The sequence below is a fragment of the Sphingomonas sp. 22R3R2A-7 genome, from assembly GCF_036856055.1.
Lineage (GTDB): Bacteria > Pseudomonadota > Alphaproteobacteria > Sphingomonadales > Sphingomonadaceae > Sphingomonas.
This window is the reverse complement of record NZ_JASPFR010000001.1, coordinates 1,734,857-1,749,277: the sequence shown is the minus strand read 5'-3', so window position 1 is coordinate 1,749,277 and position 14,421 is coordinate 1,734,857. Positions and strand designations below refer to the sequence as shown.

Below are 14,421 nucleotides of genomic sequence, written 5' to 3'. Positions count from 1 at the left end.
TCACGTTGCGGTCGAATCCGTCAAGCCGGGGGGCGGACTGGTCGACTCGCGGACGACGAGGGCATGTGCGAGACAGCGCACTCCCTTGGCCTCGCCGAACAGGAGATCCGTCGCCTCCACCGCGAGGCGCCTAACGGGCTGGTGGATCGTCGTCAGCGGCGGCCAGACCAGCTGCGCGAGCGGCGCATCGTCGAATCCGGCGACCGACAGCTTGGCCGGCACCGCGATCCCGCGACGATGCGCCGCGACCAGCACCCCTGCCGCCATGTCGTCACTCGCCGCGAAAATGGCGGTCGGAGGGTCGGGCAGATCGAGCAACGCGTCCGCTGCCGCCTTGCCCGAGCCGAAATCGAACGCGCCCTGCCGCACGCAGGCGGGATCGTCCGGAATAGCTGCCTCGGCCAGTGCCCGCCGATAGCCGGCAAGCCGCTGGCCCGAGGTCGCATAGCTGCGCTCGCCGACGACGAACCCGATCCGGACATGACTTAGCCCGATGAGGTACGCGGTCATGTCATAGGCCGCCGCCTCGTTGTCGATCGCGCTGCCGGGCACGCCGGCGATGGCCGCGCCGGGCTGCAACCGGACGAACGGGATCCGGCGCCGTGCCAGCTCGTCCATGACCTGCCGGTCGTCGCAGGCTGGCGGCGTGAGTACCAGCCCGTCGGGGTGCGCCTGGTCGATCAGCGCGACGATGTCGTCGAACAGCGTCGGCGACGCCCGGTCATAGGGCTGGGCGATCATGCGTACGCCTTCGCGCTCGCAGCGCTCGCGGACGCCCGCCTGGACTTCGAACACGTACCATGGGTTCGGATTGTCGCAGATCAGCGCGATCTGGTGCGAGCGGTGCCCGGCCAGCGCGCGCGCCGCCTGGCTTGGCTGGAACCCGATCTCGGCCATCACCGTGCGGACACGGTCCCGTTTGTCGGCGCTGACATAAGGCTGGTTGTTGATGACGCGCGAGACGGTCTTGAACGATACGCCTGCCAGCCGCGACACGTCGCGGATGGTCGGGCGCTGCGGCTTCGGCGCGGAGGACTTGTCGGCCATCGCGCTTGCCTACGCAGCGCCGGCGGATCGGGGAATAGCGATTGTCAGCGCAGCCCGCCATGCAGCGTCTCGACCAGCGCCACCCCCGCATCGCGGCACGCGCCGGCGAGCCTGGGGTCGGCGCGGTCGGTGACGAGGAAGTCGATGTCCGCCATCCCGCCGATCCGGACCGGGGCAGGGCGGTCGAGCTTTGAGCAGTCGAGCGCCAGCAAGACCTGGCGCGCCTGCCGGATGATCGTCTGCGACACGCGCACCTCGTCGAGGTCGAAGTCGAGGAAGCTGCCATCGGGCTCGATCGCCGACGCGCCGATCAGGGCGAAGTCGACCTTGAACGCGCGGATGCAGTCCATCGCGAGCGCGCCGACGATCGCCCGGTCGCCGGCCCGGACGCGCCCGCCCGCGACGATGACCTCGATCGTCGGATGACCGCGCAGGATGTCGACGACGTTGAGGTTGTTGGTGATCACCATCAGGTCGCGGTGATCGATCAGATGCCGCGCGATCGCTTCGGTCGTCGAACCGATGTTGATGAACAGACTGGCGCCGTTGGGGACGAGCGCGGCGGCGGCGGCGCCAATGCTCGCCTTCGCTGCGGCGGCCACCGTCCGTCGTTCGTCATAGGCGAGGTTGTCGATGCCCGACGTCACCACCGCGCCCCCATGGACGCGCGCCAGCATCGAGCGCCGCGCGAGCAGGTTCAGGTCCTTGCGGATCGTCTGCGGCGTGACCGACAGCGTCTCGGCCAGGCTGTCGACGGTGACGCTGCCGGTGTGGCGTGCGATCGCCAGAATTGCCGCATGCCGCTCCGCCACCACGTCGGCGGATCCGACAGCGATCATGCGGGCGTCCCGGGTTTCAGATAGGCGGCGACCCGGTCGGCGGTTCCGGCGGGAACGTGCAGGCCAAGCTTGCTGCGCCGGTAGAGTATGTCTTCCGCGGTTCGCGCCCATTCGTGCGCGACGAGATAGTCGATTTCAGCCTGATACAGGTCGCCACCGAAGGCGGTGCCGAGATCGTCGACCTGCGCGGCCTTGCCGAGCAGGATCCGGACCCGCGTTCCATAGGCGCGCGCCAGCCGTCGCAGCATCGTCTGGGGTAGGGCCGGATAGGCATGCTGAACCGTCTCGAGGAAGCGCTCGAAATCGGCATCGGCGATGTCGCCGCCCGGCAGCACGGCGCCCGCCGTCCACGGCTTTTCCGCGACACCGAGCAGCGGAGCGAGGTCGCGCATCGCGTGCTCGGCGAGCTTGCGATAGGTCGTGATCTTGCCGCCGAAAATGCTCAGCAGCGGCGCGAGCTCCTCGCCCTCGGCGCCCGTGTCGAGGTCGAGGACATAATCGCGAGTCACCGCGGAGGCGTTGGCGGCCTTGTCGTCGTAGAGCGGCCGGATCCCGGCATAGCTCCATGCGATGTCCGCCTCGGTGGTGCGGCGCGCGAAATAGCGATCGATCGTGTCGAGCAGATACCGTGTCTCCTCCGCCCCGATCGCAGCCTTGGCGGGGGCGTCGGTCCATGGCTCGTCGGTCGTTCCGACCAAAGTGAACCGGCCTTCATAGGGGATGGCGAAGACGATCCGCCGATCGGCATTCTGCAGCATGAACGCGTGATCGCCCTCATACAGCTTGGGGACGACGATATGGCTGCCCTTCACGAGCCGGACGCCGCGATCCGCCCGCGCCCCTGCGACGCGACCGATCACGTCGGCGACCCAGGGCCCTGCGGCATTGACCAGCGCACGGGCCCGGACCGTGCGGGGCGCACCGTCACGGGGCTCGATCGTCGCGATCCAGCCACCGTCCGCCCGCCGCGCGTCCACCAGCCGCGTCCGGGTCGCGATGATCGCGCCATGCTCTGCCGCATCGATCGCGTTCAGCACGACAAGCCGGCTGTCCTCGACCCAGCAGTCGGCATAGACGAACGCCTTGCCGCCGCGCTGCGCAAGCCCGTCGCCGAACGGGGACCGGTCCAGCGCGACGGTGCGCGTGCCCGGCAACCGGTCGCGCCCCCCGAGATGGTCGTAGAGGAAAAGGCCGAGGCGGACCATCCAGGCGGGTCGCGGCGACTGGGTCTGCGGGAGCACGAAGGCCAGCGGCCAGATGATGTGCGGCGCCATGGCGAGAAGCCGCTCGCGTTCGATCAACGCCTCGCGCACCAGCCGGAACTCGCCATATTCGAGATAGCGCAGCCCGCCATGGATCAGTTTGGTCGACGCGGACGAGGTATGGCTGGCCAGATCATCCTGTTCGACGAGCATCACCGACAGGCCGCGCCCCGCGGCGTCCCGCGCGATCCCCGCACCGTTGATGCCGCCGCCCACGATGAGCAGGTCGACCGTCGTCTCTGCGTCCGCCACCATCTTGCCGCGTTCCCAATCTCCAGCGTAGCACCGTCTATAGCTGTGTATCGATAAAACCGAAAGCATTGACGTTCGAACGAAAACGACGGACGGGTATAAACGAAACAAGGAGAGGCGCGTGGCCAAGTCGCATATTCTGGTCGTCGATCAGGGGACCACGTCGACACGCAGCATCGTCTTCGACGATCAGGCGCGGCGCGTTGCGATCGCGCAGGCCGAATTCGCGCAGCATTATCCTGCTCCCGGATGGGTCGAGCATGATCCCGAGGACATCTGGCGCGACGTCCTTGCAACCGCGCGCAGCGCGATCGACTCGAGCGGTGTCGGCGCAAGCGGGATCGCGGCGATCGGGATCACGAACCAGCGCGAGACCGCGGTGATCTGGGACCGCGCGACGGGCGCGCCGATTCACAACGCGATCGTCTGGCAGGACCGGCGCGGTGTCGAGGCGTGCCGCCGGCTCAAGGCGGACGGGGTGGAGGAGTTGATCCGCGACCGTACCGGATTGCTGCTTGATCCGTATTTCTCCGCGACCAAGGTCGCCTGGCTGCTCGATACCGTCCCGGGCGCACGCGCGCGCGCCGAGCGCGGCGAACTCGCATTCGGGACAATCGACAGCTTCCTGCTGTGGCGGCTCACCGGTGGCGCGGTGCATGCCACCGACGTCACCAATGCGAGCAGGACGATGCTGTTCGATATTCACCGCCACCGCTGGGACGCGGACCTGTGCGAACTGCTGCGCGTGCCGATGGCGATCCTGCCCGTCGTCCACGACAATGCGCATCTCTTCGGGACGACCGATACCGCGCTGTTCGGCGCGCCGATCCCGATAGCGGGCATGGCGGGCGACCAGCAGGCGGCGTTGTTCGGCCAGGCGTGTTTCGACCCGGGCATGGCCAAGTCGACCTATGGCACGGGCTGTTTCCTGCTACTCAATACCGGAAGCGAGGCGATCACCTCGCGCCACCGCCTGCTGACCACGCCCGCCTATCGTCTCGATGGCCGGACCACCTATGCGCTGGAGGGTTCGATCTTCGTTGCGGGCGCGGCGGTGAAATGGCTGCGCGACGGGCTCGGCGTGATCACGCATGCCAGCCAGACCGACGACCTCGCGACGCAGGTGCCAGACAGCCACGGCGTGTACATGGTGCCGGCGTTCGTCGGCCTTGGCGCGCCCTATTGGGAGCCCGATGCGCGCGGTGCGATCTTCGGGCTGACGCTGGGGGCGACCGGCGCGCATCTCGCCCGCGCCGCGCTCGAATCGGTTGCCTATCAGACGATGGACCTGGTCGAGGCGATGTCGGCGGATGGCGGGGGGCGCCCGGCGATCCTGCGCGTCGATGGCGGAATGGCCGCGAACGACTGGCTGTGCGCGTTCCTCGCCAACATGATCGCGACGCCGGTGGAGCGCCCGGGCGATCTCGAGACGACCGCGCGCGGCGCGGCGTTCCATGCGGGGCTCGCGACCAATGTCTGGTCGGGACTCGATATGCTGAAGGGGCTGTGGTCGCGCGAACGCTGTTTCGAGCCCGTTATGGACGACGAAACCCGTGCGCCGCTCGTCGCGGGCTGGCGCGATGCAATCCGCCGGACGCTCGCCCCGCCAGCCTAGGCGATGAGGTCGGCCAGCATGCGGCCCGAAAGCCACGCCGCCTCGACGCGCGAGGCCAGCAACCAGTCGCCGCATGCGCCCAGCCGGCGATCCGCGAGCCACACGGCCCCGCGCTGCTGTGCGCCGGACTTGGCGTAGCGCCAGCGGTGGGCGCTGGTCGTGACGACCGCGGGCATGTCCGCTCCTACGGTGTCGGCGAACGCCGCGAGCATCGCTGCCTCGACCATGGCCGGCTCGTCCTCCAGATGGGACCGCGACCAGTCCGCACTGGCCTGCAGGACCCACGCTTCGGGTCCGGTTCGTCCGGGTTTCGCGCCGTTGCGCAGCGCCGATGCCAGCGGTCCGCGATCGACAATGCGATCGGATCCGATCGGCACGCGCGCGTCATAGGCGACCATCACCGTCCAGCACGGATCGGACGGCGTCGCGCGCGCCAGCGCGGCGATCGACGGCGCCTCGGCTTCGGTCAGCGCCGGCACCTGCTCGGCGGGTATCGCGATGACCGCCGCGTCGAACGGCGTGTCCGTTACGCCGTCGCCGTGAAAATGCCAGGCCTCGCCAGCGTATGCGATCCGGTCGATCCGCGTGGCCCAGCGGACATCGAGCACCGCGGCCATGGCGCGGACGGGCGCGTTCATCGCGGGCGTGCCGACCCACGCATCGTCGCCCGCCACAGGCCAGCGCGCCACGTGACCCGCATTCGACCAGTCGTCGACGGCCTTGACGAACCGCGCATCGCGCGCCGTGAAATACTGTGCGCCGTGATCGAACGCGGTTTCGCCCAGCGGCGTCGCGAGGCGGCGGGTCGACATACGGCCGCCGGGGCCGCGCCCCTTGTCGAACAGCACGACCTCATGACCGCACGCCGTCAGCGCCGTCGCGCAGGAGAGTCCGGCCATGCCGGCGCCAATGATCCCGATGCGCATCCGATTATCCCTGTACCGCAACGGCCTGCAGAAATCTGCTGCATCCGCTTGTTATCCGGGCACTCGATAGGCGTCCGACCGTTCGTGTCGCAAGCCAACACAGGACATTGCCATGACCGAAGATCCCCGCACCAGCCAGCCCACGCGGTTTCCCGACGAACCGCAACAGCCAAGCCCGGGGCTCGAGACCGCGATGCGGACGAAGCCCGATCATGGGGAGGAAAGCTATGTCGGCAAGGGGGCGCTGAAGGGCCGCGTCGCGCTGATCACGGGCGGGGATTCGGGGATCGGTCGTGCGGTCGCGATCGCCTATGCGCGCGAAGGGGCGGACGTCGCGATCTCGTATCTTGCCGAGGAACAGGCGGATGCGGACGAAACGCGCGCCTGGGTCGAGAAGGCGGGGCGCCGGTGCCTTCAACTGCCCGGGGACATCCGTGATCGCGCGCATTGCGCGGTACTGGTCGAGCGGACCGTCGCCGAACTTGGCGGCATCGACATCCTCGTCAACAACGCCGCCGCACAGACGGTGAACACGGGGCTCGACGATATCGACGACGACGAGATGCAGGCCGCCTTCGCCGCGAACGTCTATGCGATGATCCGGTTGAGCAAGGCCGCGGTACCGCACATGAAGCCGGGGAGTGCGATCGTGAACTCCACGAGCGTGCAGGCCAAGGTCGCGACCGAGAACATGATCGTCTATGCGACCACGAAAGGCGCGATCGCCAGCCTGACGATCGGCCTGTCCAACCTGCTCGCGCCCAAGGGCATCCGCGTCAACTGCGTCGCGCCGGGGCCCGTATGGACGCCGATCCAGCCGATCGCCAAGGGCGCGGACGAACTCGAGACGCTTGGCCAGAACACCCCGCTGGGTCGCGCGGGCCAGCCCGGCGAACTCGCGCCCGCCTATGTCCTCCTCGCCTCCGACGAGGGGAGCTACATGTCGGGGGCGTTGATCCCGGTCACGGGTGGCATGCCGATGCTATGATGCGGGCCGTCGCGCGAACCCGCCGGCCGATGCTGCATTATGTCGGGTTTCGCGGCGACGAATATCTTCGGGCGGTCCGCGTGTTCGGACCGCCCGATTTCGTGCATATCGGGTGGGATAGCTGGGCGAGGATGGAGGTCGTGGAAGGCGATACCGCGATCTTCGCGCGGGGAACCTTCGACGACATACCGTCGGCCTATGGCTTTCCCGACTTGCGCGAGACGGGCGATGCGGAGCGATAAGACAGGACAGGCGATGGGTGTGACGGCGAAGGACGACATGATGGTGGCCCGATGGCGATGATCCGTCCGACCCCCGATGCCCCGTTGCCGGGACAGGAGAGTGTCTGGGCTTATCCGCGCCCCGCGATCGCATGTCCCACGCCGCGTCGGATCAGGATCGTCCATCTCGGGATCGTCCTGGTCGACACGCGCGCGGCGGTCCGCACGCTCGAGACGAGCCATCCCCCCAGCTACTATATCCCGCCAGCCGACATTCTCGCGGATGCGGTGCGACCGTCGCGACGCGGGTCATTCTGCGAGTGGAAGGGGCACGCGGTCTATCATGACGTTACGATCGATGGCGAAGTCCTGCACGATGTCGCCTGGAGCTATCCCGCGCCCACCGCGCCCTTTGCCATGTTGCGCGATCATCTCGCCTTTTATGCCGCGCCGTTCGATGCGTGTCTTGTCGACGACGAACACGTCGTGCCGCAAGCAGGCGAATTTTACGGCGGGTGGATCACGAGCGATCTGGCAGGCCCGTTCAAGGGAGTCCCTGGCAGCAGGTTCTGGTAGGTATCGGCGCGCTCACCGACCGCGCCGGGCACCCGCGGAGGGGCCCGGCGCGTATCGTGTTATCAGTTGACGCCCTGCTTGCGCGCACCGGTGATCATCTTGCGCGCGATCGTGCGGACCGCCTCATCGTCCTTCGTGCCGTCAATCGCCGGATCGCCGAGATGGTCGAGGCTCTGCTCGAGGAAATCGAGCAGTCCTCTATGACGATCCTCGACGAATTCCATCATCTTGAACAGCAGATGCTCGGTGGCGATCTCGCGTTGACGCGCCAGCGTCGCGGTGTCGGCCATCATGCCTGTCCCGACCGTTCGGATGCATCGAACTCGGCGAACGCCTCGCGTACCTCGCTGGCGGCTGCGTCGTCGGCGACCTCGACGGTGACAACGACCTTGCCGTTCAGTTCCGCATCGTCACGCGCCTCGGGGCTGGGCTGTCCCGCCTCGTTGTCGGATCCCGCTTCCTCGACGCCGGCCGTGTTCTCGTCGCCATCGGCGGCAACGACGATCTTGCCGCGATCGATGTCGAACTGCTGGACCAGTCGCTCGACGGTCATCTCGGCTTCGCGTCGCGTATCGAATTTCCCGGTCAGTTTCATGCTGCTTACCCTTCAGCCGACATGGCTCAGGGACAGAACCATCGAGCTTCGCGTCGGTGCCATCGCGCAGCGTCGTTTCGCCTGTGACGGCGACGGCGGCGCGTCGGGCCGTGGCATCATCCCGTTGTCGGGCGCGCCCAGAGAGCGACGGCCATCCCCTCGAGATAGCGCGCGGCGGCGGCGGCAGCCGCGTCTGCCTGCAACATGGTCAGCGCTTCGGGGGCAAGCGCCTTGGCCGTGTCGAGCAGCCCGCGCCACGGCGTCGATGCGCCCGGCCAGTTGAACAGCGCGATAGCCGCGCCGAGTTCGGCCAGTCGTTCGGCCTTGCGAACCTGTTCGTCGAAATAGCGCCATTCGGGTGCGCACACATAGGGGCGTCCCACGCGCGCAATCTCGTGGACGATCGTGTCGCCTGCGGAGGCGACGACGACGTCTGCCGCGGCGAGGTAGTCGGTGATGCCGTAAACCCATCCCCGCATGTCGAGATTGCCGAAATCGGTTTCGTGCCCCTCGCGCTGGACGGGGCCGAGCACCAGCCACTGCGTGTCGGGGAGTGCGCGTGCGGCCATCGTCAACGGCGCATAGGGCGTGCCCGCGCCGCCGCCGCCGGTCAGCACCACGACGATCTCGCGGTGGGGGTCGAGGCCAAGCCGGATGCGCGCCTCGGCCTTGGTCGGCACGATGTCATGCGTCGTGCAGAGTCCACCCGTGTAACAGGTCCTGGCGCGGATCCAGTCTGGCGTATCGCGTTGCTCGAGCGCTTCGTCGAACGGAGCGAGCAGCCCGACGCACGCCTGATACCCCGCCAGATGTGCCGGATCGCCGCGGTTTCCGTGCATCCGGATACCGATCGCAGGCACGCTCGCGATCCGCGCGAGCAGCGCGATCTCCGCGGAGACGTCGATCACGAAGAGCGCGGGGTCGACCGTGTCGAGATGCTTGAGGATCGTCCGCATCGATCGCCTGATCGCTGCGTCGCCGAGCGGCGCGCGGTGCATGATCTCCGGCGTCGGCTGGGCGGCGAGCAGGGGTGGGGGACTGTAGGCCGCGTCAGCCTCGTCGGGCAATGCCGTGATCGCGACGTCGCGCGCAAACCCGTCGAATAGCGCGGGGCGAGCCGTCAGGATCGTGACGGCGCGTTCCGCGGGCAACGCACCGATGATCGCCATCGCGCGATTGGCATGCCCCCGGCCCTGATGGCCGACATAGAAGGTTATTGGCTGCTGCATCGCCGATCGATACCCGCTTGGCAGGCTGAAATCGCGCTTAATTCGGCATGGTCGATGACGGTCGAGTGAAATGGACCGCGGATCGACGCTATGCCGGCGCGATCGCTAGAGCAAGGTCGCGCATGCCTCTTCGATCGCACCGTAGATCGCGTCGAGGTCGGCCTCGTCGATGCAATAGGGTGGCATGACGTACACCGTGTTGCCGAGCGGGCGGAGCAGCAGGTCGCGGCTCACGAAGAACCGGGACAGTCGTGGACCGAGGTCGGAGAGGTACCCACCATCCCCGACCTGCAGGTCGACCGCCGTGATCGTACCGATGCGACGCGGATTGGTCACGCCGCGCACCCCCGAGAGCCGGTCGAGACGGGCCGCCTGGCGTCTGCCCAGAAGGGCGATCCGGTCATACACCGGCTCGTCGCGCCAGATCGCCAGGTTCGCGTTGGCAGCGGCGCACGCGATCGGGTTCGCGGTATAGCTCGACGAATGGAAGAACATCCGCGCGCGGTCGTCGGACAGATGCGCGTCGAAGATCTCGGCGGTCGCCATCGTCACGGCAAGCGGCACCGCGCCACCGGTCAAGCCTTTGGACAGGCACAGGATGTCGGGGACGATGTCCGCCTGCTCGCACGCCAGCAGGGTTCCGGTGCGACCCCAGCCGGTCATCACCTCGTCGGCGATGAACAGCACGCGGTGGCGCGCGCAGATCGCGCGTATCCCGGCGAGGACGTGCGGGGGATAGATCAGCATGCCGCCCGCGCCGAGCACCAGCGGCTCGACGATGAATGCGGCAGGGGCGGCCCGGCACGCCGCCTCCAGCGCGTCGAGACTTGCCTGCTCGCAACCGGGATGCGGAAAGGGGATCGTGTCGACGTCGAACAGCAACGGCGCATAGGCGCGGTTGTAGACGCCGCGCTCGCCGACCGACATCGTGCCGATCGTATCGCCGTGATAGCTGTGCTCGAGCACCAGGATCCGGTCGCGCGGCTCGCCCCGGTTGCGCCAGAAGCCGAGCGCCATCTTCAGCGCGACCTCGACCGCGGTCGAGCCCGAATCGGAGAAGAAGACATGCTGCAGGGCGGGCGGCATGATGTCGATCAGCCCGCGCGCCAGCGTCTCGGCGGGTTCATGCGTCCAGCCCGCGAAGATGATCTGGTCCATCCGCCCCGCCTCGTCGGCGATCGCAGCGATGATCCGCGGATGGCGATGGCCATGCGTGGTCACCCACCAGGACGAGATCGCATCGACGATCCGCCGCCCGTCGCTCGTGTAGAGCGCTGCGCCTTCGGTCCGCGCGATCTGCGGAATCGGGTCGCCAAGCCCGTGCTGCGTGAAGGGGTGCCAGATCGGCGACGTCATGCGAAATCCTCGATCGCGAAGCCCGCCGCGAACGCCGCGCGCAGCGATGCCGCGTCGAGCGTTGGAAGAATGGGCAATCGCCCCAGTCGCTTGACGCCGCCAAGCCGCATGATCGCCTCTTCGCTGTGCGGAACCGGATCGCCGATGAACGCGACCCCCAGGATCGGCACGTCCCTGCGCCGCAGCGCCTCGATCGACAGGAGGCTGTGGTTGATCGTGCCGAGCGTCGTGCGTGCGACCAGTACGACGGGAAGGCGCCAGAGCGCGAACAGGTCGGCAAAGACGACCGTCTCGGTCAGCGGCACCATCACGCCGCCCGCGCCCTCGATCACCAGCGGACCCGGCACCGCCGGCGGGACCAGCCGGTCGACGTCGATCGTCACGCCGTCGAGCGTTGCGGCGCGATCGGGCGAGCACGGCGTCTCCAACCGATAGGCCTCGTCGAGGATCTTGCCGCGCGCGAGGCCCGACAGCGCGGCGACGCGCGCCGCATCGCTGCCGCCGTCGAGGCCGGCCTGGACGGGCTTCCAGTAGGACGCGCCGAGCGCGCCGGCGAGTGCCGCGGCGAACACGGTCTTGCCGATGTCGGTATCGGTGCCGGTGACGACGAAACGGGTCATGATCGGGCCTTTTGAAGCGCATCGGCGAGCGCGGTGATGTCGTGTTCGGTCACGTTGAGCGTGAGCGAGATCCGGAGCCGTGACGTCCCCTGCGGTACGGTCGGCGGGCGGATCCCGCGGATGTCGAACCCCGCGGCCTGCACCGCGGCCGCGATCCGCATCGTCGCCGCATCGTCGCCGATGACGAGCGGCAGGATCTGCGACCCCGTCGGCGCGACGCCGTGCGGGGCGAGTACATGTTCCGCATGCGCCACCAAGGCGTGCAGGGCGGTGCGACGGTCGGGTTCGTCGGCGAGGATGCGCAGGCTCTCGCGCGCGGCGCTCGCCATCAGCGGCGAGGGTGCGGTCGAGAAGATGAAGGCGCGCGCACGGTTGATCAGGAAGTCGCGAACCACCGCCGGCCCGCATACCAGCGCGCCCTCGCACCCCATCGCCTTGCCGCAGGTGCGCAGCGTGACGACGTCCGGGCGTCCCTCGAATGCGCCCGCCAGCCCGCGTCCGTCGGCACCGAACACGCCCGTCGCATGCGCCTCGTCGATCAGCAGGACGCCGTCATGCCGCTGCGCGACGGCAACCAGCTCGTCGAGCGGCGCACGATCGCCATCCATGCTGTAGAGGCTTTCGACCGCGATCCAGGGGCGCCCCCGTCCGCCGCCGCGCCGCCACGAGACGATCGCATCCTCGAACGCGGTGACGTCGTTGTGCGCGGCCGCGACGCTGTCTCCGCGGCCAAGACGCATCCCCTCGTGCGCGCTCGCATGGATCAGCGCGTCGTGCACCACGAGGTCGCCACGCTGCGGCAGCGTCGCGAACAGCGCGGCGTTGGCCGCGTAACCGGTTGAAAAATAGAGCGCGGTCTCCGCGCCGAAGAAGGCGGCGGCCTCGGCTTCGAGCATCTCGTGCTCGGGATCGTTGCCGCGCAACAGCCGCGATCCGCCCGAGCCGATCGGCACGCCGCGCGCGATCGCGTCGGATACGGCCGCCGCGATCCGGGGGCTCCGTCCGAGCGCCAGATAGTCGTTGGACGAAAAATCTTTTCCCTGTCGTTCGATCAGCACACGCCGCCGCGCGATCGCGTCGAGAGCGGCCAAGTCGTTGCGATGCGGGTCAAACACGGACATCGCGCAAGCCTCTAGCGGCAATGCACCGGCCGCGCGACCCGGTTGCGCCGACCCGTGCGCGTCGGTCAGATCGGGATCGTTCGGCCGAATGGGGTATTTCTCTCCTATGGTATAGCGGGACCGGCTTGGCTAACCCCGTTTTCTCCATTCCGGTCGAAGGTATCCCGCCCCATGAAGCGCAAGACGCTGACCCAGTTTCTGATCGAACAGCAACGCGAAGCCGGCACGCTGCAACCCCAGCTGCGCCTCCTGATCGAGGTCGTCGCGCGGTCGTGCAAGGCGATCAGCCATGCGATCGGCAAGGGTGCGCTTGGCAACGTGCTGGGCAGCCTGGACAGCGAGAATGTCCAGGGCGAGGTGCAGAAGAAGCTCGACGTGATCGCCAACGAGATGCTGCTCGAGGCGAACGAGTGGGGCGGCCATCTTGCGGCGATGGCGTCGGAGGAGATGGAGACGATCCACCTCGTCCCCAACCGCTATCCCAAGGGCGAATATCTGCTGCTGTTCGATCCGATCGACGGGTCGAGCAACATCGACGTCGATCTTTCGGTCGGCACGATCTTTTCGGTGCTGCGCGCGGCCGAGACCGCGTCGGGTGCCGACGTGACCGAGAATGATTTCCTCCAGGCGGGGCAGACGCAGGTCGCGGCCGGCTATGCGGTGTACGGCCCGCAGACGATCCTGGTGCTGACCGTCGGCGCGGGCGTCCACGAGTTCACGCTCGATCGAGAGGTCGGGTCATGGGTCATGACGGATACCAACATCCGCATGCCCGGCGGCAAGCGCGAGTTCGCCATCAACACCTCGAACGCGCGGCAATGGTCGGCCGAGGTCACGCAGTTCATCGACGATCGCGTCGCGGGCGCCGAAGGGCCGCTCGGCAAGGATTACAACATGCGCTGGACCGGATCGATGGTCGCCGATGCGCACCGGATCCTCAAGCGCGGCGGCGTCTTCCTGTATCCGCGCGACGTTCGCCAGCCGGGCAAGGTCGGCAAGCTGCGGCTGATGTACGAGGGCAACCCGATGGCGATGCTGATGGAGCAGGCCGGCGGTGCCGCGACCGATGGCGAACAGCGTATCCTGTCGATCGAGCCCAGCAGCCTGCACCAGCGTATCGGCCTGATCATGGGTGATCCGGCCGAAGTCGAAGCGATTACCAGCGCGTATCGGGACTGATCGGCGCGCAGTCGGCGGCCCGGTACGACGTGACGAGAGGAGCAAGAGATGGATGTTGCGTCACAAGGATATGCCGCCGACCGCGAGGATCGCGCGTCCTGGAGCCGGCTGATCGACGATCACGACCGGATCGCCGAACGATGCGTGGACCTGGTCGCATTGCTCCAGCGGCGCCACCGGAACTGCGCGGCGGCATCGCGCAAGCTGGTGGATCTGGCCGTGCTGGTCGCGGATCATCTCGGCGTCGAGGATGATATCGTCGATCTCAGCGCGCTGGCGACCGAGGCCGACTATGCCCCCGAGACGGTCGAGCGGATGGCGGCCGAACTGGCTGCGCTGCGGCGCGACTGGCGCGTGTACATCGGACGCTGGCTGCCGATGATCGAGCCCGCCGACTGGACCGAATTCCGTGCCGAATCAGAGGCGATGCTGGACCGGTTGTCGCATCAGGTGAAGCGCGAGAGCGCGCTGTTGTACGATGATGCGCTGCACACCGGGGTGATCGCCACGGGACCGGTCGAGCTGCACTGAGCCGCAGGTGACGGTTGAGCGCGCGCGGGTTCGCGCGATCTTAACCGACCGGCTCTACCCGGAG

16 protein-coding genes are annotated in these 14,421 nt (G+C 68.0%); 6 read left to right on the top strand and 10 right to left on the bottom strand.

Annotation, left to right across the window (positions count from 1 at the left end):
• The 3 genes from QP165_RS08305 to QP165_RS08295 are packed head-to-tail and all read right to left on the bottom strand — an operon-like array spanning window position 1 to window position 3,403.
• Window positions 1-1,047 (bottom strand): LacI family DNA-binding transcriptional regulator, encoded by a 1,047-nt coding sequence (locus QP165_RS08305; protein WP_333995098.1) that lies wholly within the window; start codon window positions 1,045-1,047, stop codon window positions 1-3.
• A gap of 44 nt (window positions 1,048-1,091) precedes the next feature.
• Window positions 1,092-1,886, bottom strand: coding sequence for a DeoR/GlpR family DNA-binding transcription regulator (locus tag QP165_RS08300; protein ID WP_056017164.1), 795 nt, complete (start codon window positions 1,884-1,886; stop codon window positions 1,092-1,094).
• Window positions 1,883-3,403 (bottom strand): glycerol-3-phosphate dehydrogenase, encoded by a 1,521-nt coding sequence (locus QP165_RS08295; RefSeq protein WP_333995094.1) that lies wholly within the window; start codon window positions 3,401-3,403, stop codon window positions 1,883-1,885. Before QP165_RS08295 ends, QP165_RS08300 begins: the two co-directional genes overlap by 4 nt.
• 118 nt (window positions 3,404-3,521) lie before the next feature.
• Here QP165_RS08295 and glpK point away from each other — a divergent pair, with 118 nt between their 5' ends.
• On the top strand, window positions 3,522-5,015 hold the full coding sequence (glpK, locus tag QP165_RS08290; protein WP_333995092.1) for a glycerol kinase GlpK: 1,494 nt from the start codon (window positions 3,522-3,524) through the stop codon (window positions 5,013-5,015).
• Here glpK and QP165_RS08285 read toward each other — a convergent pair.
• Window positions 5,012-5,941 carry an NAD(P)/FAD-dependent oxidoreductase gene (locus tag QP165_RS08285; RefSeq protein ID WP_333995091.1) on the bottom strand — a complete coding sequence of 310 codons (930 nt, stop codon included), beginning with the start codon at window positions 5,939-5,941 and terminating at the stop codon, window positions 5,012-5,014. The genes glpK and QP165_RS08285 overlap by 4 nt on opposite strands.
• Window positions 5,942-6,053: 112 nt before the next feature.
• Here QP165_RS08285 and QP165_RS08280 point away from each other — a divergent pair, with 112 nt between their 5' ends.
• The 3 genes from QP165_RS08280 to QP165_RS08270 are packed head-to-tail and all read left to right on the top strand — an operon-like array spanning window position 6,054 to window position 7,726.
• Window positions 6,054-6,929 (top strand): SDR family oxidoreductase, encoded by an 876-nt coding sequence (locus QP165_RS08280; RefSeq protein WP_333995089.1) that lies wholly within the window; start codon window positions 6,054-6,056, stop codon window positions 6,927-6,929.
• The gene (locus QP165_RS08275) at window positions 6,929-7,171 is read left to right on the top strand and encodes a hypothetical protein (RefSeq protein WP_333995087.1); all 243 of its coding nucleotides are present in this window, start codon (window positions 6,929-6,931) and stop codon (window positions 7,169-7,171) included. The genes QP165_RS08280 and QP165_RS08275 overlap by 1 nt, the downstream gene beginning before the upstream one ends.
• 57 nt (window positions 7,172-7,228) lie before the next feature.
• Window positions 7,229-7,726: a DUF427 domain-containing protein gene (locus tag QP165_RS08270; RefSeq protein ID WP_333996983.1), complete on the top strand. Its 498-nt coding sequence runs from the start codon at window positions 7,229-7,231 to the stop codon at window positions 7,724-7,726.
• 62 nt (window positions 7,727-7,788) lie between these two features.
• On the opposite strand, the gene QP165_RS08265 is transcribed toward QP165_RS08270, so the two are convergent.
• From QP165_RS08265 to QP165_RS08240, 6 genes are all read right to left on the bottom strand, one after another.
• On the bottom strand, window positions 7,789-8,016 hold the full coding sequence (locus QP165_RS08265) for a hypothetical protein (RefSeq protein ID WP_333995084.1): 228 nt from the start codon (window positions 8,014-8,016) through the stop codon (window positions 7,789-7,791).
• On the bottom strand, window positions 8,016-8,321 hold the full coding sequence (locus tag QP165_RS08260) for a hypothetical protein (protein ID WP_056017143.1): 306 nt from the start codon (window positions 8,319-8,321) through the stop codon (window positions 8,016-8,018). The genes QP165_RS08265 and QP165_RS08260 overlap by 1 nt, the downstream gene beginning before the upstream one ends.
• Before the next feature lie 116 nt (window positions 8,322-8,437).
• Window positions 8,438-9,550 (bottom strand): glycosyl transferase, encoded by a 1,113-nt coding sequence (locus QP165_RS08255; protein ID WP_333995082.1) that lies wholly within the window; start codon window positions 9,548-9,550, stop codon window positions 8,438-8,440.
• 105 nt (window positions 9,551-9,655) lie between these two features.
• Complete coding sequence (locus QP165_RS08250) at window positions 9,656-10,906, bottom strand: adenosylmethionine--8-amino-7-oxononanoate transaminase (protein ID WP_333995080.1); 1,251 nt, start codon at window positions 10,904-10,906, stop codon at window positions 9,656-9,658.
• Window positions 10,903-11,526 (bottom strand): dethiobiotin synthase, encoded by a 624-nt coding sequence (gene bioD / locus QP165_RS08245; RefSeq protein ID WP_333995078.1) that lies wholly within the window; start codon window positions 11,524-11,526, stop codon window positions 10,903-10,905. The genes QP165_RS08250 and bioD overlap by 4 nt, the downstream gene beginning before the upstream one ends.
• Window positions 11,523-12,647 (bottom strand): 8-amino-7-oxononanoate synthase, encoded by a 1,125-nt coding sequence (locus QP165_RS08240; RefSeq protein ID WP_333995075.1) that lies wholly within the window; start codon window positions 12,645-12,647, stop codon window positions 11,523-11,525. Before QP165_RS08240 ends, bioD begins: the two co-directional genes overlap by 4 nt.
• Before the next feature lie 171 nt (window positions 12,648-12,818).
• On the opposite strand from QP165_RS08240, the gene QP165_RS08235 reads away from it, so the two are divergent.
• The gene (locus tag QP165_RS08235; protein ID WP_056017129.1) at window positions 12,819-13,826 is read left to right on the top strand and encodes a class 1 fructose-bisphosphatase; all 1,008 of its coding nucleotides are present in this window, start codon (window positions 12,819-12,821) and stop codon (window positions 13,824-13,826) included.
• A 48-nt stretch (window positions 13,827-13,874) separates the two neighbouring features.
• Window positions 13,875-14,357, top strand: coding sequence for a hemerythrin domain-containing protein (locus QP165_RS08230; protein ID WP_333995069.1), 483 nt, complete (start codon window positions 13,875-13,877; stop codon window positions 14,355-14,357).
• The last annotated feature ends 64 nt before the right edge of the window (window positions 14,358-14,421 follow it).